This is a genomic window from Streptomyces sp. NPDC056479 (assembly GCF_042795335.1).
Classification (GTDB): Bacteria; Actinomycetota; Actinomycetes; order Streptomycetales; family Streptomycetaceae; genus Streptomyces.
The window spans coordinates 329,315-346,204 of sequence record NZ_JBHTRZ010000003.1; the positions used below are offsets into that span (position 1 = coordinate 329,315).

General features: G+C 71.9%; 17 protein-coding genes and 1 riboswitch. Of the genes, 3 read left to right on the plus strand and 14 right to left on the minus strand.

Annotated features, from left to right (window positions below):
- Window positions 1-4: 4 nt before the first annotated feature.
- The 6 genes from ACFQ6S_RS13000 to ACFQ6S_RS13025 form a co-directional block, all read right to left on the minus strand.
- On the minus strand, window positions 5-775 hold the full coding sequence (locus tag ACFQ6S_RS13000) for a GvpL/GvpF family gas vesicle protein (RefSeq protein ID WP_383407292.1): 771 nt from the start codon (window positions 773-775) through the stop codon (window positions 5-7).
- Window positions 772-1,197, minus strand: a complete 426-nt coding sequence (locus tag ACFQ6S_RS13005) for a gas vesicle structural protein GvpA (RefSeq protein ID WP_383407295.1) — start codon at window positions 1,195-1,197, stop codon at window positions 772-774. The genes ACFQ6S_RS13000 and ACFQ6S_RS13005 overlap by 4 nt, the downstream gene beginning before the upstream one ends.
- A gap of 52 nt (window positions 1,198-1,249) precedes the next feature.
- Window positions 1,250-1,582: a gas vesicle protein gene (locus ACFQ6S_RS13010; RefSeq protein ID WP_383407297.1), complete on the minus strand. Its 333-nt coding sequence runs from the start codon at window positions 1,580-1,582 to the stop codon at window positions 1,250-1,252.
- Window positions 1,583-1,664: 82 nt separating this feature from the next.
- On the minus strand, window positions 1,665-2,594 hold the full coding sequence (gene ligD, locus ACFQ6S_RS13015) for a non-homologous end-joining DNA ligase (RefSeq protein ID WP_383407300.1): 930 nt from the start codon (window positions 2,592-2,594) through the stop codon (window positions 1,665-1,667).
- Window positions 2,591-4,438, minus strand: a complete 1,848-nt coding sequence (locus tag ACFQ6S_RS13020; protein ID WP_383407303.1) for a transketolase — start codon at window positions 4,436-4,438, stop codon at window positions 2,591-2,593. Before ACFQ6S_RS13020 ends, ligD begins: the two co-directional genes overlap by 4 nt.
- A complete protein-coding gene (locus tag ACFQ6S_RS13025) occupies window positions 4,435-5,994 on the minus strand; it encodes an FAD-dependent oxidoreductase (protein WP_383407306.1) in 1,560 nt (519 codons plus the stop codon). Before ACFQ6S_RS13025 ends, ACFQ6S_RS13020 begins: the two co-directional genes overlap by 4 nt.
- Window positions 5,995-6,236: 242 nt before the next feature.
- Between ACFQ6S_RS13025 and ACFQ6S_RS13030 the strand changes: the two genes are divergently transcribed.
- Window positions 6,237-7,328 (plus strand): enolase C-terminal domain-like protein, encoded by a 1,092-nt coding sequence (locus ACFQ6S_RS13030; RefSeq protein WP_383407309.1) that lies wholly within the window; start codon window positions 6,237-6,239, stop codon window positions 7,326-7,328.
- 7 nt (window positions 7,329-7,335) lie between these two features.
- Here the strand turns inward: ACFQ6S_RS13030 and ACFQ6S_RS13035 are convergent, their stop codons facing one another.
- Window positions 7,336-7,833, minus strand: coding sequence for a phage holin family protein (locus ACFQ6S_RS13035; RefSeq protein WP_383407312.1), 498 nt, complete (start codon window positions 7,831-7,833; stop codon window positions 7,336-7,338).
- A 97-nt stretch (window positions 7,834-7,930) separates the two neighbouring features.
- On the opposite strand from ACFQ6S_RS13035, the gene ACFQ6S_RS13040 reads away from it, so the two are divergent.
- Both ACFQ6S_RS13040 and ACFQ6S_RS13045 read left to right on the plus strand, forming a co-directional pair.
- On the plus strand, window positions 7,931-8,278 hold the full coding sequence (locus ACFQ6S_RS13040; protein ID WP_383407315.1) for a VOC family protein: 348 nt from the start codon (window positions 7,931-7,933) through the stop codon (window positions 8,276-8,278).
- Window positions 8,279-8,428: 150 nt separating this feature from the next.
- On the plus strand, window positions 8,429-8,776 hold the full coding sequence (locus ACFQ6S_RS13045; protein WP_383407318.1) for a DUF6204 family protein: 348 nt from the start codon (window positions 8,429-8,431) through the stop codon (window positions 8,774-8,776).
- Here ACFQ6S_RS13045 and ACFQ6S_RS13050 read toward each other — a convergent pair.
- The 7 genes from ACFQ6S_RS13050 to ACFQ6S_RS13080 all read right to left on the minus strand — a co-directional run bounded on the left by ACFQ6S_RS13050 (window position 8,754) and on the right by ACFQ6S_RS13080 (window position 16,590).
- Window positions 8,754-9,302, minus strand: a complete 549-nt coding sequence (locus ACFQ6S_RS13050) for a GNAT family N-acetyltransferase (protein WP_383407321.1) — start codon at window positions 9,300-9,302, stop codon at window positions 8,754-8,756. The genes ACFQ6S_RS13045 and ACFQ6S_RS13050 overlap by 23 nt on opposite strands.
- Window positions 9,303-9,321: 19 nt before the next feature.
- The gene (locus tag ACFQ6S_RS13055) at window positions 9,322-9,576 is read right to left on the minus strand and encodes a DUF1049 domain-containing protein (protein WP_383407323.1); all 255 of its coding nucleotides are present in this window, start codon (window positions 9,574-9,576) and stop codon (window positions 9,322-9,324) included.
- Window positions 9,577-9,633: 57 nt separating this feature from the next.
- On the minus strand, window positions 9,634-11,415 hold the full coding sequence (locus ACFQ6S_RS13060; protein ID WP_383407327.1) for a CocE/NonD family hydrolase: 1,782 nt from the start codon (window positions 11,413-11,415) through the stop codon (window positions 9,634-9,636).
- 142 nt (window positions 11,416-11,557) lie between these two features.
- The gene (locus tag ACFQ6S_RS13065; RefSeq protein WP_383407329.1) at window positions 11,558-12,493 is read right to left on the minus strand and encodes an LD-carboxypeptidase; all 936 of its coding nucleotides are present in this window, start codon (window positions 12,491-12,493) and stop codon (window positions 11,558-11,560) included.
- Window positions 12,490-14,442, minus strand: a complete 1,953-nt coding sequence (locus tag ACFQ6S_RS13070; protein WP_383407332.1) for a prolyl oligopeptidase family serine peptidase — start codon at window positions 14,440-14,442, stop codon at window positions 12,490-12,492. The genes ACFQ6S_RS13065 and ACFQ6S_RS13070 overlap by 4 nt, the downstream gene beginning before the upstream one ends.
- Window positions 14,443-14,459: 17 nt before the next feature.
- The gene (locus tag ACFQ6S_RS13075; RefSeq protein ID WP_383407335.1) at window positions 14,460-15,764 is read right to left on the minus strand and encodes a M20/M25/M40 family metallo-hydrolase; all 1,305 of its coding nucleotides are present in this window, start codon (window positions 15,762-15,764) and stop codon (window positions 14,460-14,462) included.
- Complete coding sequence (locus ACFQ6S_RS13080; protein ID WP_383407338.1) at window positions 15,757-16,590, minus strand: M55 family metallopeptidase; 834 nt, start codon at window positions 16,588-16,590, stop codon at window positions 15,757-15,759. Before ACFQ6S_RS13080 ends, ACFQ6S_RS13075 begins: the two co-directional genes overlap by 8 nt.
- 100 nt (window positions 16,591-16,690) lie before the next feature.
- Window positions 16,691-16,878, plus strand: a riboswitch (cobalamin riboswitch).
- Window positions 16,879-16,890 lie beyond the last annotated feature (12 nt).

Genomic DNA, 16,890 nt, shown 5'->3' on the forward strand with positions numbered 1-16,890 from the left:
GGTCTTACTCCTCCACGCTCTCCATGCCGCTGGTGGTGCCGGCGGGCTCGGCCGGGCCGGGCTCGACGAAGCTGTACGGCGGCAGCGGGCCGTTGACGCGCAGTTCGAGATGCGGATGGCCGTTGCGGAGCTGTTCGACCGCGGTGAGGAAGGTCTCGGCTCCGTCGCGGTCCACCAGGAAGGACACATTGGCGAGCCAGCCGCTGGATTCGGGGCCGACGCTGATGGCGTCCGCGGCCGGTTCCAGGGTGTGCTGCACGTCGGTCGCGTCCTCGGCCTCCTGGGCCTGGATGGCGGCGACCACCATCTCGCCGAGTCGGAGCCGCTCATCGTAACTGCCGCCGCCCGCCTGCCGGTTGGCCTCCGTCATCGCGCGGAGATCCGGGTTCTCGGCCAGGACGCGGTGCAGCACGGCCTCCTCGGCGTGGGTCGCCTTGACGTTGTACTCGACCCTGCCGTCCAGGGCCGCCAGGCGCTCCTTGTAGTGCTCGGCGCGCTCGGCGAGGACGGATGTCACCGTGTCCTCGTCGGGGGCGACGCTGCCGAACCGCATGGGCAGCACGCAGCCGGTCGCGCCCACCTCGGCGAGCACATTGGAGTGGGCGAGCAGTTCCCTGCGCTTGGGGCGCAGCCCTTCGGGTGCCTCGCTGACGAGGGCGGCCAGTTCGCCCTGCTTCAGTACGCGGACCGGGCGGGACGGGTCGCCGACACCGCCCAGGTCCTTCGGAAGCTCGGGATGGGAGCTCGCGGTGATGCCGTACACATATGTGCTCACTCCTGCTCCTCCTTCCTGCGCGTCGACGTGGACCTACGGGGGCGCGGCTTGGGCTCGCGCTCGCCTTCCTCGCGTGCCTGCTTGAAGGCGTCCGAGACGGTCTCGGCGGCGCCGGACAGCGCGCCCTTGGACTTGCCGCGCGCGCCGGACTCGGTGATCTCACCGACCAGGTCGGGCAGACCCGGGTCCTTGCGCGGCCCGGCCTCCAGGTCGAGCCGGTTGCACGCCTCGGCGAAGCGGAGATAGGTGTCGACGCTGGCCACGACGACGCGGATGTCGATCTTGAGGATCTCGATGCCGACCAGGGAGACCCGTATGAACGCGTCGATGACGAGTCCCCTGTCGAGTACCAGCTCGAGCACGTCGTAGAGGCCGCTGCTGCCGCCTCCGCCGCCGGTCTGCTGTGCCGGGACAACGGTCATGCCGGACGTCCCTCCTTGTCTGGGGTTGGTGTTCCGGGCGTGGGCGGGCGGCCTAGCGGCCGCCAGGCCGATGTGCGTCGGACCGTCCTCGTTCGTAACGGCGGACGCGCCGGTAGCCGGTGAGCTGTCCCTGTGGGTCGAGCTCGACCTGGTAGCTCGCCAGCAGGCTCATCGTGTCGGGGACGCGGGTCAGTTCCAGGACCTCTATCTCGAGCGTCCAGCCGTCCTCCGTCTGCTCGAAGGACGACACCGATTCCGCGTTCATGCCGGTGAGCTCGGCCAGCTGGGCCCGTGCCTGACGCAGGACCTCCATAAGGGCCGGCCGTTCTTCCGCCCCGCCCGTCTGTCGTCTGGACGATTTGGGTGTGTTCTGTGAATCATTCATGGGCGCCTCCTACGCCGAGTGGCCTGGAAGGCGCCGATCAAACCCCCCGCTCGGCTTCTTCGGGCCGGGTGGGCCGAGTTCCTCAGCCGCGCAGCGCTTCGAGCCTGCGCCGGGCCGGTCCCAGGGAGCGGCTGCGGCCCATCAGCCCGGCCCAGGGGTCGGTACGCGCCTGTTCCACGGCGTCGGCGATCGTCCAGCGGGCGGCGTCGAGGTCCGGATCATCCAGCTCGTCCCAGGTGAGAGGCGTGGCGACGGGGGCTCCGGGCCGGGCGCGCACGCTGTAGGGCACGACCGCGGTCTGGGCGTAGGCGTTGCGCTGCACATCGAGGTAGAGCCGGCCGCCGCGCTCCTTCTTGCGGGTGGCGGTGGTGAGCCGGTCCGGGTGGGCGTCGGCGAGCGTGTCGGCGACGTCCCGCGCGAACCCGCGCACCTGGTCGAAGTCGTCCTGCCCCTTCAGCGGTACGACGACATGCAGGCCGCGCGAGCCGGTGGTCATCAGGGCCGACGGAAGCCTCAGTGCGTCGAGGAGTTCGCCGAGCAGGCGCGCCGCCTCACGGACCTGCGCGAAATCGTCCTCGGCCGGGTCGAGGTCGAAGACCAGCCGGTCGGGACGGTCGATGCCGCTGGTGCGGGAGAGCCAGCGGTGCAGGGTGAGGCTGGCCTGGTCGGTGAGGTAGACGAGGGTCGCGGTGTCGTCGCAGACCGTGTGGCAGACGGTGCCGTTCTCTTTGGGCACCTCGACGCGGGTGATCCAGTCCGGGTAGTGCTCAGGGGTGTTCTTCTGCATGAACAGGGGCCCGTCGAGTCCGTCGGGGTGCCGCTCCAGCATCAGCGGGCGGCCCCGCAGATGCGGCAGCATGAACGGGGCGACTGACCGGTGGTAGTCGAGGAGGTCGCCCTTGGTGTACTCCTTCGCACCCCCATCGCCGGGAAAGAGCACCTTGTCGGCCCGCTTGACCTCGACGGTACGGCGGCCTGCCCGCACCTGTTTCGTGGCGCCGCCGTCGGTCACCGTACGACCGCCTCCTCCACCAGCAGGTTGCCCGCGGCGGCGATGCCCATGGCGTCGATGCCGGCGGCGTGCAGCTGCTCGTCCGGGGAGGCCGAGCCCGGCATCATGCGCACGGCGAGCCGTACCAGTCGCGGCACCGGACGCCCGTCGGTGAACGCGTCGAGCACGGCGTCGCCGATGCCGCCCTCCTCGTGGTGGTCCTCGACGGTGAGCAGGCAGCCGGTCTCCTCGGCGGCCCGGCGCAGGGTGTCCCGGTCGACGGGCTTGACGGAGTACAGGTCGACGACCCTGATCCGGATGCCCTCGCGGTCCAGGACGTCGGCGGCGGCGAGCGCCTCGTGCACGGTGACACCGGCCGCGACGACGGTCAGCCGGTCGCGGTCACTGGAGCGCAGCACCTTGCTGCCGCCGATCGGGAACTCCTCGTCGGGGCCGTAGATCACCGGGCCGGCGCCGCGCGAGGTCCGCAGATAGCGGACGCCGTCGAGGCCTGCCATGCGGGCGACGAGGTGCGCGGTCTGATTGGCGTCGCACGGGTACAGCACGGTCGAGCCGTACACGGCGCGCATCATCGCCAGGTCCTCCAGGCCCATCTGGCTCGGCCCGTCCTGTCCGATGGCGACGCCGGCGTGCGAGCCGACGAGGTTGATGCCCGCACCGCTGACCGACGCCATGCGCACGAAGTCGTAGGCACGGGTCAGGAAGGCGGCGAAGGTGGAGGCGTACGGCAGCCAGCCGCGCGTGGCGAGCCCCACCGCGGCGGCGACCATCTGCTGCTCGGCGATGTAGCACTCGAAGAACCGCTCGGGGTGTTCCTTGGCGAAGAACTCCGCGCGCGTGGAGTCGCTGACCTCGCCGTCGAGGGCGACGACGTCGCCGCGACCGCCACCCAGCGCGGCGAGCGCCTTGCCGTAGGCGTCCCGGGTGGCGACCTCTTCTCCCTTGTCCCAGCGGGGCAGTTGGAGGTGCCCGGACGGTACGGCGTGCAGCATGCGGGTCGCGTGCGGCTCGTGGACCTGGATGCGCTGCTCGCGCGGTCCGCCGAGCTCCGCGATCGCCTCGTCGGCGTCGGGCAGCGGCTTGCCGTGCAGTCCCTCCCGGTCCTGCACGCTCTCGACGCCCTTGCCCTTGAGGGTGCGGGCGAGGATGACGGTGGGCTGCCCGGTGGTGGACCGGGCCTCTCCGTACGCCCGGTCGACGGCGTCGACGTCATGCCCGTCGACCTCGACGGTGTGCCAGCCGAACGCCTGGAAGCGGCGGGCGTAGGCGTCGAGATCGTGCCCGTGCCGGGTCGGGCCACGCTGGCCCAGCCGGTTCACGTCCACGATGGCGGTGAGGTTGTCCAGGTGCTCGTACGCCGCGTGCTCGGCGGCCTCCCACACGGAGCCCTCGGCGAGCTCGCTGTCCCCGCACAGCACCCACACCCGGTACCCGGTCCGGTCCAGCCGCTGCCCGGCGAGCGCGATCCCGACCCCGATGGGCAGCCCCTGCCCGAGCGAGCCGGACGCGGTCTCCACCCACGGCACCCGGCGCGGGGTGGGATGCCCTTCGAGCCGGCTGCCGAGTTTGCGGAAGGTGAGCAGCTCGCCGTCCTCGATGGCACCGACGGCCTTGTAGGCGGAGTACAGCAGCGGCGTGGCGTGTCCCTTGGACAGGACGAAACGGTCGTTGCCCGGGTGGGCGGGGCGCTCGAAGTCGTAGCGAAGGTGGTTGGCGAGGAGTACGGCCATGAGATCGGCGGCGGACATCGACGATGTCGGATGCCCCGACCCGGCGGCAGCGGAGGCCCGCACACTGTCCACCCGCAACTGCTGGGCGAGCTCGGTGAGTTCGGCTGTGTTCATGTCTCTCCTTGCGAGGGCTTGTGCGAGCCGGTCTCGGGGTGTGCCGCAGTTCCCGGGCGCGGCTTGTGCACCGCCGGGGCGTCGGAGGGCGGTCCGGAGGGCGCCGGGCGGCCGGGGCGCATCACGGGCCCCGGGGGCTCGTGGTGCTTGGCGGCGTCGGGGTCCTGGACGGGGTCGGGCCGGCTCTCGGCGGGCTGGTCCTCGGCGGGCTGGTCCTCGGCGGGCTCGTCACCCATCTGGTCCGCCTCCGGCCCGCCCGGCATCCGCACGAGCTCGGGCGAGGTCGTGTCGAGCGGCACCGACCACGACCGTACGAGGCCCAGCTGCACGGCCTGCCGCGGCAGTACGGCGTCCAGGAACCAGTCGGCGGCGACGCGGACGCGGTTGCCGGGCATCGCGGCGAGGTGGTAGCCGCGGGTGACCGCGCCCGCCGCCACACCGGACAGGTGGACGCCGAGCGGGTTGGCGGCCGCCTTGACGCCGCCCAGGTCGACCACGAAGCCCATGTCGCGGTGGCGGTAGGCCCGCCGCTCCCCCATGCCCAGGGAGGCGGCGACGTTCTGCGCCACGGCCTTGCCCTGCCGCCAGGCGTGCTGGGCGGTCATCGGGGTGTACTCGCCGGGCTTCTCCAGGTCGGGCACGGCGGCCGCGTCCCCGGCGGCGTACAGCACCGGCCGGCCCGGCACCTGGAGGTACGGGTCGACGAGCAGACGGCCCCGCTCCAGGGGCAGTTCCAGGGACTCGGCGAGCGGATCGGGCCGTACGCCGACGCACCACACCAGCGTGCGGGTCTCGACGAACTCGCCGTCGGTCAGCAGCACCCCCCGGTGCGTGGCCTCCTTCACGGAGGTCCCCATCCGCACCTCGACGCCCCGTTGCCGCAGCACTCGGTCGGCCGTCCGCGACAGCCTCTCGTCCAGCTCGGGCAGGACGCGATCGGCGATGTCGAGCAGCAGCCAGCGTGGCCGCAGGCCCGCCCGCAGGGGGTGCTTGCGCACCTGGGCGTCGGTGAAGAGCTTGCCCTGCGCGGCGACCTCGGTCCCGGTGTATCCGGCGCCGACCACGACGAACGTGCAGCGCGCCGCGCGGCTCTCGGGGTCGCCGTCCACGGCGGCCAGCTCCATCTGCCGGGTCGCGTGGTCCCGCGCGTACAGCGCCTCGGGCAGGCTCCGGAAGCCATGTGCGTGCTCGGCCACGCCGGGGATGGGCAGCAGCTTGTTGACGCTGCCCGCGGCGAGGATCAACCGGTCGAAGGGCAGGGTGCCGGCGTCGCCCTCGGGGCCGGTGTAGTGCACGGTCTGCCCGTCGAGGTCGATGGCGCCGGCCTCGCCCAGCACGAGCCGTACATGCGGCAGAGTGCCGGAGAGCGAGATGGTGACCCTGCGCGGTTCCAGGATGCCGGCGGCGACCTGGGGCAGCAGGGGCAGATACAGGAAGTAGTCGGTCGGGTTCAGCAGGGTGATGTCGGCCTTGTGCCGGGTGAGCCGGGACAGGGCGCGCGCTGCCCGGAATCCGGCGAATCCGGCGCCGACGATCACGATGCGGGGTCGACTCACGTTGGGCCTCCGACGCTGTCGCGTACCTCGGGAGCCTTCCGCGTCCCCCTGGCCAGGGCACCCAAACGTGGTCCACGCCCGCCACCGGTTTCCGTCCGGACCTCCGGGTACCCGGTGCAACGACCCGCCACCGCCGCCGACGCGGCCCTTTCGGAGGTGTCCCCCATGCCCCAGTACGGCTGCTTCCTTCGCGTCGCCGGTGATCGGCGGGCCTCGGCGGTGACGAAGGGCGGGCGGACGCCATGAAGCTCCATCTCCCCGTCGTCTCCGTCTATACGGTGCCCACCGATGGCCCCGAGGCGGACGGCACCCTGACCTGGAGCTCCACGACCGTGGTGATCGCCGAGGTCGCGGCGGGCGAGGCGACCGGCACCGGCTGGACGTACGGCCCGGCGGCGGTCGGCGACTTCCTGCGCTACCACCTCGCCCCGCTGGTCGAGGGCCGTAACGCCCTGGACGTCCCGGCCATGCACGAGGCGATGTGCCGCGCGGTCCGCAACGCCGGCCGGCCGGGTGTCGCCGGGTGCGCGGTCTCGGCGCTGGACATCGCCCTGTGGGATCTCAAGGCCCGCCTGCTGGAACTGCCCCTGGCCCGGCTGCTGGGCACCTGCCGCGAACGCGTTCCGGTCTACGGCAGCGGCGGCTTCACGACGTACCACGACAAGCACCTGGCCGCGCAGTTGAACGGCTGGGTGCACGGTCAGCACATCCCGCGCGTGAAGATCAAGATCGGGCAGGACCGGGGCGGGGCGGTGCTGCGCGATGTGGCCCGGGTCCGGGCCGCACGCCAGGTGATCGGCTCCGAGGCCGAGTTGTATGTGGACGCCGACGGCGCCTACACCCGCAAACAGGCGATCCGTGTCGGTCACGCACTCGCCGGGCACGGTGTCGGCTGGTTCGAGGAGCCGGTGTCCTCGGACGACCTCACCGGTCTGCGGCTGATCCGCGACGCCCTGCCGTGCGACGTGACGGCGGGCGAGTACGGCTACGCCCTGCCGTACTTCGCCCGCATGATCGCGGCGGGCGCCGTCGACTGTCTGCAGATCGACGCCACCCGCTGCGGCGGCCTCACGGAGTTCCTCCGCGCCGCCGCCCTCGCCCAGGCCCACGGCCTTGAGGTCTCGGCCCACGGCGCCCCGCACGCGCACGCGGCCGCGGCCGCCGCGCTCCCCAACCTCCGCCACATCGAGTGGTTCCACGACCACGTCCGGGTCGAGGACATGTTCTTCGACGGCGCCCTGGACCCCACGGGCGGCACGGTCGCCCCGGTTCAGGGCCTGGGGCACGGGCTGACGCTGCGGGGGGAGGAGGTCGAGGAGTACCGGGTCGCCTAGAGCCTGTTCACGCCCGGTGGTGCGGCTGCTCGGGGTCGATGTCGTCGGGATGCGGCTTCCGCGCCTCGGTCGGGTCCGGCGCGCCCGTCGGCGGTGCGGGCGGCATCGGCGGGTACGGCATGCCCAGCCCGCTCGGCGGGGTGGAGGGGGCCGTGCCGCCGAGGGGGGTGCCACCGTGCGCGGCGTCGGTGGTCACGCCCGTGGGCCGGGACGCCGACGGGCGGGCCATGCCGCGCAGTACGTAGGCCAGCACGCCGAGGATCGCCGCGGTGATCAGGGCGGCGGCCCAGTCGGGCAGCCCGGCGGCGAGGCCGAGTCCCAGGGCGAGCGCGAGGGCCGCGCCCGCGTACAGGGCGACGGCGCCGGACGCGGCGTAGAGCGTGGCCCGGCGGCGCTGCCTGCGCGTCTGCTCGCGCAGTTCGTCCCGTATGGTCTCGCGCGCCACCTGCGCCAGTTCGTCGACCAGGTGCTTGTCCAGATGCTCAAGATGATCCAAGCGGTCCATGGTCGCCGAGTACCCGTACAGGCGTACGCATAACAGGGAGTGAGGGGATCGCGTGAAACGATCTCCCCACCCGGGCACTGCCAACTAGGGTTTCCGCATGGACATTCTGGGAGCCACGCTGCGCGTGTGCGTCGACGACCTGGAGGCCGCGGTCCCCTTCTACGAACGCCTCGCCGGCGGCACCGCCCTCCGTTTCGAACGCGGCGGTGTGCAGGTGGCGGCGATCGGGTGCTTCCTGCTGATGAGCGGCCCGGAGGCCGAGCTGGAGGTGCTGCGCAAGGTCGCGGCGACGATCGCCGTCAAGGACGTAGAGGAGACGCACCAGGTGCTCAGCGAGCTGGGTGCCCGGATCATCGCGGGTCCGGTGCCGACGCCGGTGGGGCGCAACCTGATCGCGATGCACCCGGACGGGTCGATCTACGAGTACGCGGACCGTCAGGCCTGACGGTCGCGCCCGAGCGGGACAACGGCCGTAGGAGCGCGACGAGTTCGTCGGGCATGAGGCCCTTCCCCGGGTGCCGGAGGATATTCCGCATGCGATTCGTCCTCCTCGACGTACGCTCGACGCTCGACGCCAACGCACGGGAGCGGGAGCATGAGTGAGCGGCACACCTACCGGGTGATCGTCCGGGGAACCTGGGACGGCCTCACCGACGAGGCCCGGACGCGGCTGCTCGCCGAGGCCGCCGAGCACGGTCTGAGCAGCATGCGGTTCACCGAGGACGGGTCACTGTCCTACGAGCCGTCCCCGCTCAAGCACTTCTCGATGCGCTACGTCGTGGTCTCCGACGCGGCGGACGGCGAGGAGATGGCCGGCGCCATCGCCGAGGACCGGGCGGAGACCGCGCTCCGGGAGCTGGGCCACGGCTTCCGCGATCTGAGGTCGACGGTCACCGACCTCGACACCATGAAGATCAACTTCAAGGCCGCATCTCGGCGGTGATCGCCCACCGCTCATGGTCGCGCCACGCCCCGTCGATGAAGAGCAGGTCCGGCGAGAAGCCCTCCAGGCGGAAGCCGCAGGTGCGGGCGAGGGCGATGGAGGCCGTGTTGGCGGGCTGGACGTTGATCTCCAGGCGGTGCAGCCGCATCGGCCCGAAGGCGTACCCCACCACCAGGTCGAGGGCCTGGCGCATCAGGCCCCGGCCGGCCGCGTGGGCGAAGGCGCCGTAGCCGAGGGCGCCGCTCTGGAAGGCGCCCTGGACGATGTTGTTGATGTTGATGAACCCGCCGATCCCCCCGTGGTCGTCCTTCGCGCAGACCAGGAACCCCGCCTTGGTCGGATCCTCGATCAGCCGCCCGGCGTAGGCGGCGTAGGCGGCGGCGCTGTCCGGCGGGAAGAGCCACGGCTGGTGCAGCCCCTTGCTCTCCCGGGCACGCGTGGTGAACTCGGCGGCGTCCTCGTAGCTGAAGTGACGTATACCCACGCGGGGGCCTTCGGCGAGGTAGCGGGACACGGGGTGCGGCATTCGGCCAGCGTACGACCCGCTAGCGGCGCCGTCGCATGAAGAACGCCCCGAACAGCCCGCCGATGAGGCCCACGGCGAGCAGCGCCAGCCACAGCGGCATCGTCACCAAGGGGATCAGCAACCGGATCTCGGTCTCGCCGGTGTTCTCGAAGATGAAGATCAGCGCGAGGACGGCGAGCACCAGCACGGTGATCCTGGCAGGGGTCATCGCCCCGGCCAGGCCACCCCGCCTCCCGCCGGCCCTCGTGCCGCTCTCCGACGTCTTCGCGCTCATACCACCAAGGATGCTCCCGAAGACGCGATCACGCACGGTGAGCGGACCTCGGTGCGCTCAGTCGAGCACCGGAAGCTCGATCACCCCCGTGTCCTGCGGTGTGCTGACCACGGTCACCGGCTTGATCCCCCGGTTCCCGAAGTACGCGTCGTCACTCGCCGCGATCACGAAGCGCAGCCGGTGCCCCTTCTCGTACCGGTGCACGATCCCGGGCAGGGTCACGGTGAACCTCCTGGTCACGTCCCGGACCCGCACCGGTGCGACCAGCCGGTGCACCAGTGTCCGCGTGCCGTCCGGCGCGACGTCGTAGAGCTTGGCGAACAGGACGAGCTTGTCGGCGGCGTCCCCGGAGTGCTGGGTCCGCTCGGCCTTGGGGGAGAGGACCCGCAGCGTGGCCCGGGGCGCGCCGACGACTTCGGTGGTGCGCGCGAGCGGCTCGCTGGTCCAGGCGAGATGGGTGCCCGGAGTGTCGTACGGCGCCGGGTCCGGGAGGCCGATGACTCCGGCGAGCGAGCTCTCCGAGTGGCTGGTGGGGACGAGCCAGTTGGTGTACGTACGGCTGCCGCGCTTCACCTTGCCCCGGTTGTCGACGAGCTTGCCGTCGCCGGAGAGGTAGAGGGTCTCGCTGAGCGCGGGGACGCGGTCGGCGGTGGCGTAGGTGTGGTTCGGGTCGGTGATCCAGTCGCGGTAGTAGGCGAAGGCCGGTCCGGTGTCGACGTGGTTCTTGCGCAGATAGCGGTCGAACCAGGCGAGGATGCGCCGGCCGACGTAGCTGGTCTCCAGGTTGCCCTGGCCGAGGTTGAGTTCACCGGAGGCGGGATCGCTGATTCCGCCGCTGTGGCCCCAGGACTGCCAGATCAGCTTTGTCGTGGTCCCCTGGGCCTTGAGCGTCTTGTACGTCGCCGTGGCCTCGTTGAGGTTGAAGAGGCTGTCGGCCTGGCCCTGGACCAGGAGGGTGGGCGACTTGACGCGGTGCAGGTACGACACCGGCGAGACGCTGCGGGCGTAGGCGAGCAGCTCGGCCGTCCGCTCCGCCGGGTAGCGGCCGGAGTTGAGGGTGCGGATCGTGTCGCAGGCCTGGGTGACGAAGTGCAGACAGGCCATGGAGTTGATGCGGGACGGGTCCAGGTTCGGCTCCAGCAGGGGCTGGCCCTCGCCGATGAGGTAAAAGCCGTTGGCCCACTGCCATTTGAAGGCGCCGGGGACGCTGCCGCTGCCTGCGGCGTTGTTCGGGTCGAGGGAGTACGCCAGGTCGTTCCAGGTGATCATCGGCACCAGTGCGTCCAGGCGCCGGTCGACGGCGGCCGTGGCCAGCTGGACGGCCCCGCCGTAGGAGCCGCCCACCATGCCGACGCGTGGATCGCCGGGGGCGTCGAGGGTGACGAAGTCGGCCCTGGTGCCGTCGTCGGCGGCGCGTCCGCCGCCCAGGAAGTCGATCAGCCGGGAGGCGGCGACGCCGTCGAGGGTGGGGTCGTCGAGCGAGATCAGACAGCCGGACCTGCCGAAGCCGAGCCCGGAGTAGACGAGGGAGACATATCCGCGCTCGGCGAAGGCCTTGCCGACGACATCGGTGGAGCCGTCGGACTTGCTGCCGCCGAAGCCGTTGGTGGCGACGACGGCGGGCGCGGGGTGGGCGCGGTCCACGCCCGCGGGCCGGTACAGATCGGCGTCGACGGTGCAGGTGCGACCGCCCGCCTGGACGGTGAACTTCAGGGCGGTGACGGTGTACTGGCCGGTCGCCGCTGCGGCGTCCGGTGCGGTGAGTGCGAGGGGTGCGGTGAGGGTGGCGCCGAGGACGAGAGCGAGCGGGGCTCGAAATCTGGGCACACGACGGGACACGGAGACCTCCACACTGAGGCGCGCTGGGGAATGCCCTGCTTACCGACCAGTAAGTACTGGCCGGTTGTCATGGTGTGACACGTGTCAGGCGAGGTCAATCGCCATGACGGAGGTTTCTTGACGGAGATTCAGTGAACGGCGCTCAGCACAGCGCGGGCTCGTCGAGGGTCAACGTCCCCGCCTCGGCGTCGAGTTCGGCACTCGCCCCGAACGGAATCGTCAGCGCACCCTCACAGTGCCCGAACCCGAACTCCTCCACAACGGGCACACCGAGGCCACCCAGACGGTCCAGAAGCAGCGCACGCACCCGCTCGTACGGCTCGCACTCCTGCCACGAGCCGAGCAGCACGCCGCGCACGCCGTCGAACAGACCGGCACGCAGGAGCTGAGTGAGGTAGCGGTCGAGCCGGTATGTCTCCTCGCCCACGTCCTCCAGGCACAGCAGGCCGCCGTTCGCGGAGGTCCGGGCGTGCGGGGTGCCCGCCTCGGCGGCGAGCAGGCAGAGGCAGCCGCCGAGCGTGACACCGCGCGCCCGGCCCGGGACCAGCGCGGATCCGGCGGAGGTGAGGGTGCGCACCGACTCCGGCTCGAACAGCGTGGCCTTCAGATGCTCCTGCGCCCGCGTGTTCTTGACGAAGTCGACGCCCGCCGCCATCGGCCCGTACAGCGTGGCCAGGCCCAGCCGGGTGGCGAAGGCCTCGTGCAGCACCGTGATGTCGCTGAAGCCGACGAACACCTTCGGCCCGGCCGCGCCCATCGCGTCCCAGTCCAGCAGGTCGATCATCCGCTGCACGCCGTATCCGCCCCGGGCACACAGCACGGCGTCCACGGACGGATCGCACCAGGCGCCCTGCAGATCGGCGGCGCGGTCGGCGTCCGTCCCCGCGAGATAGCCGAACTCGCCGTGCCGGTCCAGCACATGGGGCGCCACCACGGGGTCGAGGTCCCAGCCGCGCAGCACATCGAGCCCTGCCTGCAGCCGCTCCTCGGGCACAGGTCCACTGGGCGCGACGACGGCCACACGGGCGCCGGGGGCGAGCCGGGAGGGCCGTAGCAAGGGCCGTACCGGCCCGGTCACTTGGCGAGCTCCAGTTTCGGGATCCCGGGCGGGTTCAGTCCGAACACCTGGGCATACAGGGAGAGTTCGGATTCCAGGACACGGATCATCGTCTCCGCCCGCTTGAACCCGTGTCCCTCCCCCTCGAAGGCGAGGTAGGCGTGCGGCACCCGGCGTCCCACCATCCGGGCCAGAAACCGCTCGCACTGGGCGGGCGGGCAGATCACGTCGTCCAGGCCCTGCAACAGCAGGAACGGCACGGTGAGACGGTCGGCGTGCGCGACGGGCGAGCGCTCCGCGTACCGCGCCGGCACCTCGTCGAGCGGGCCGACCAGCGACTCCAGGTACTGCGACTCGAGGTCATGGGTCTCGCCCGTGCCCCAGCCGGCCAGGTCGAGGATCGGGTAGAGGATCGTGCCGCAGGCGTAGACGTCGGTCATGGTGAGCGACGCGGCGGTGGTCCAGCCGCCCGCGCTGCCGCCCCGGACGGCGAGCCGGTCGCGGTCGGCGGTGCCCTCGTCGGCGAGGGCGAGCGCGACGGTCGCGCAGTCCTCGACGTCCACCACGCCCCACTGCTCGCGCAGCCGGTTGCGGTACTCCCGCCCGTACCCGCTGGAGCCGCCGTAGTCGACCTCGGCGACGCCGATGCCGCGCGAGGTGAAGTAGGCGATGGCCAGGTCGAGCACCAGGGGCGCCCGGTCGGTGGGGCCGCCGTGCGCCCAGACGACGTAGGGCGGCGGCGTGTCGGCGGGGGCGACGCAGCCGGGGTTGTGGGGCGGGTAGATGTGCGCGTGGATGTCGTTCCCGGCGGGGCCGGTGAAGGTGCGGATCTGCGGCTCGGGGTAGTGGGAGGGGTCCACGGCGTCGTCGTGCGCGGCCCCGATCACCCGGGACCGGCCGGTGCAGGTGTCCAGCTCGACCACCTCGTACGCGCTGCGCGGGCTGGCGCCGACGGCGATCACCCGATCGCCGTGCACCGCGAGCGTGGGCGCGAACTCGCTCCAGGGGCCCGCCGCGTCGACGATCTCGCCGGTCTCGGGGTCGAGAACCCCGAGGGCCGTCGAGCCACGGCCGTGCACCACGGCGACGAGCCCGCTCGCCAGCGGGGCGAACCAGCGCAGTCCCAGCTTCCACAGCGGACCGCCGAACTCCTCCTCGCGCGGGCACAGCGGCTCCGCGTCGCGGTAGAGGTTCCACCAGCCGCTGCGGTCGCTGGAGTACAGCAGCCTGCCGTCGGCCGACCAGTCGACCTGGGCGATCGACTCCTCGGGCCCACCCGCGACGATCCGCGGGCCGCCGAGCGTGCCGTCGGCTCCGATGTCCGCGACCAGCAGTTCTGTGCCGTCCCACGGCATCCGCGGGTGATCCCAGGCGAGCCACGCCGCGCGCCCCGCGTCGGGCGAGATCCGCGCTCCGGTCACGAACCGGTGCCGCCCGTCGGTGAGTTCGCGTACGGCGTCCCGGTCCTCGGCCGCCGAGCCGTCCAGCGGGACCGCGGCCAGGACGCGCCGCACATCCGTCGGCCCCTCCCCCGTGAACTCCTCCAGCACGCACCACACTTCACCCAGGTCGAGCCGCAACTGCGGTTCCACCCAGCGCAGTCCACCGCCGAGGCCGGACACCGGGGTCAGCGGACGCGGCTCGTCGCCCTCCTCGTACCGGTACAGCCGCTGATCGGCGAAGTCGACGAAGACGACGAGCGGCCGGCCGTCGACCACCTCGCCCGCCCACGGCTGTCCGCCGTACTCGACGACCCGGCTGCGCACGTTCCACGGCTCGGGCAGCACCGACTCCTCGGTGCCGTCGGCGCTCCGCCGCACCAACGTGCGCCGCCCGCCCTCCGTGGGCCGTGGCTCGATCCACCACGCCTCGTCACCGACGAGGCCCACGTACTCGGGCCGCCCCTCGTGCGCCGCGGCGACGGCGGCGTCGATGGGCGAGGGCCAGGAACCGTACGCCAGCGTCCGCACTGTCTCCCCTGCTTCGTCTAGGCCGTGCGCAGAAAGCGGTCGAGTACCCGCACACCGAAGTGCAGTGCCTCGACCGGCACCCTTTCGTCGACGCCGTGGAACATGGCCCCGTAGTCGTAGCCCTCCGGCAGCCGCAGCGGCGAGAAGCCGTAGCCGGTGATGCCGAGCCGCGAGAACTGCTTGGCGTCCGTGCCGCCGGGCATGCAGTACGGCACCATGTGCCCCTCGGGCGCGAACTCCTGGACGGCGGCGCGCATCCGGGCGTAGGTCGGCGAGGCGATCGGCGACTGGAGGGCCACCTCGTGATGGTGGAACTCCCAGTCCACGTCCGGGCCGGTGAGTTCGTCGATGGTCGCCCGGAACTCGTCCTCGAAGCCCGGGAGATACCGGCCGTCGACATAGGCCACGGCCTCCCCCGGGATCACATTGACCTTGTAACCGGCTTCCAGCATCGTCGGGTTGGCGCTGTTGCGGACGGTCGCCTCCACGAGCTTGGCCGCATTGCCGAGCTTGGCCAGCAGCCCGTCCACGTCGTCCATGTCGGCGTCGAGACCGTACAGCGCGGCCAGTTCGGTGAGGGCGGCGCGCACCGTCGGGGTCAGTCGGATCGGCCACTCGTGGGCGCCGATGCGGGTGACGGCGGCGGCGAGGCGGGTCACCGCGTTCTCCCGGTTCGGCCGGGAGCCGTGCGCGGCCCTGCCGCGTGCCGTGAGCTTGAGCCAGCCGGTGCCACGCTCGCCGGCCGCGAGCGGGTAGATCTGCCGGCCGCTGCCGTCATGGACGGTGAACGCGCCCGACTCGCCGATCCCCTCGGTGCAGCCCTCGAACAGTCCGGCGTGCCGGTCCGCGAGGAAGCCGGAGCCGTCCGCGGCGCTCGCCTCCTCGTCCGCGGTGAACGCGATCACGACGTCCCGGCGGGGCCGTACGCCCTCCCGCGCCCAGGCCCGGACGACGGCGAGGATCATCGCGTCCATGTTCTTCATGTCGACCGCGCCCCGCCCCCACACCACCCCGTCGCGGATCTCCCCGGAGAACGGGTGCACGCTCCACTCGTCGGCCTGCGCGGGCACCACGTCCAGATGACCGTGGACGAGCAACGCGTCCGCCGAGGGGTCGCTGCCCTCGATGCGCGCGACGACGTTTGTACGGCCCTTGACGCGCTCCAGCAGAGTGGGCTCCAGGCCCGCCTCGGCCAGCCGCGCGGCGGCGTACTCGGCAGCGGGACGCTCCTGGCAGTCCCCGCCCCCGCGATTGGTGGTGTCGATGCGGATGAGGTCGGACGTGAACGTCACGACCTCCTCCAGTGCCTGCCCGTCAGCCATACTGCTCCTCCACCGCGGCCGAGACGATCGTGGTGACCGCCTTGAAGGTACGGATTCCCTCGTACATGCGCTCGCTGGTGTACGCCACCTTTCGCTCGCCGATACGTTCGACGCCCGGGACGACGGTGGCGGCCATCGCGAGGTGCTCGGCGTCGAACTCGACGGCGACCGTGAACGGGCCGCCGGTCACCGGCTGCTGACGGACCGCCAGCGCGGCCGCCTCCTTCGCCGCCGCGCGGATGTCGGCGGCGGTCCTGGCGGGCGTACGGCACACGGCGGCGTACCGCGAGACGTGGTCCTTGACGGCGACCTTCAGCGCCCCGGGCGCGTACCCGAGCGCGTCCTCGCAGGCCACGTCGTCGCCGGTGACGAGCACGACGGGCACGCCGTACTCGGCGACGACGTGTGCGTTGAGCAGCCCCTCGCTGGCGCGTACGTCGTTCAGCCACACCCCTGTGACGGAGTTCGCGAGGTAGGTGTGGGCGAGGACACCTTCCATGCCGGCGCCCGCGTGGTAGCCGACGAAGGCGATGCCGTCCACGTCGCCGTGCTGGACGCCCTCGACCATGGACAGCGACTTGTGCCGGCCGGTGAGCATCTCGGCCCGCTCGTCGAGCCGTTCGAGCAGCAGATTGCGCATGGACCAGTGCGCCTCGTTGATGACGACGTCGTCGGCGCCGCCGTCGAAGAACCCCAGCACCGCGGCGTTGACGTCCGAGGTGAACATCCCCCGGCAGCGCTCCCACTGCGGCGTCCCGGGGAGCACGTCGCCCGGCCAGGTCACGCCGGTGGCGCCCTCCATGTCGGCGCTGATGAGGATCTTCATGCTCCGTCACGTTACGCGCCCGCGCGTGAACCCGCCACGAAGCGGACGAACGCCGCTTTCGCGCCCCCGAGGCCTGCTTGTCAGCCACCGTGTCCGGGCACTACTGTCACCACGCCTTGGTGAACGGGAAATCCGGTGTGATGCCGGTGCGGCCCTCGCCACTGTGAATCGGGAAGTCCGGCTCCGGCCCTCACGGGCAGCCACTGGGTTCTTCGGAACCCGGGAAGGCGGAGCACGGGCGTGTGGTACCCGTCAGCCAGGAGACCGGCCAAGGCGCGTCAACCATCCACGAGGTGCTGG

What these genes read in the sequence shown, in the direction of transcription:
- ACFQ6S_RS13005 (WP_383407295.1), bottom strand. Translation starts at nt 1,197, where the DNA reads ATGACCGTTGTCCCGGCACAGCAGACCGGCGGCGGAGGCGGCAGCAGC.
- ACFQ6S_RS13010 (WP_383407297.1), bottom strand. Translation starts at nt 1,582, where the DNA reads ATGAATGATTCACAGAACACACCCAAATCGTCCAGACGACAGACGGGC.
- ACFQ6S_RS13020 (WP_383407303.1), bottom strand. Translation starts at nt 4,438, where the DNA reads ATGAACACAGCCGAACTCACCGAGCTCGCCCAGCAGTTGCGGGTGGAC.
- ACFQ6S_RS13030 (WP_383407309.1), top strand. Translation starts at nt 6,237, where the DNA reads ATGAAGCTCCATCTCCCCGTCGTCTCCGTCTATACGGTGCCCACCGAT.
- ACFQ6S_RS13035 (WP_383407312.1), bottom strand. Translation starts at nt 7,833, where the DNA reads ATGGACCGCTTGGATCATCTTGAGCATCTGGACAAGCACCTGGTCGAC.
- ACFQ6S_RS13040 (WP_383407315.1), top strand. Translation starts at nt 7,931, where the DNA reads ATGGACATTCTGGGAGCCACGCTGCGCGTGTGCGTCGACGACCTGGAG.
- ACFQ6S_RS13045 (WP_383407318.1), top strand. Translation starts at nt 8,429, where the DNA reads ATGAGTGAGCGGCACACCTACCGGGTGATCGTCCGGGGAACCTGGGAC.
- ACFQ6S_RS13050 (WP_383407321.1), bottom strand. Translation starts at nt 9,302, where the DNA reads ATGCCGCACCCCGTGTCCCGCTACCTCGCCGAAGGCCCCCGCGTGGGT.
- ACFQ6S_RS13055 (WP_383407323.1), bottom strand. Translation starts at nt 9,576, where the DNA reads ATGAGCGCGAAGACGTCGGAGAGCGGCACGAGGGCCGGCGGGAGGCGG.
- ACFQ6S_RS13075 (WP_383407335.1), bottom strand. Translation starts at nt 15,764, where the DNA reads ATGGCTGACGGGCAGGCACTGGAGGAGGTCGTGACGTTCACGTCCGAC.
- ACFQ6S_RS13080 (WP_383407338.1), bottom strand. Translation starts at nt 16,590, where the DNA reads ATGAAGATCCTCATCAGCGCCGACATGGAGGGCGCCACCGGCGTGACC.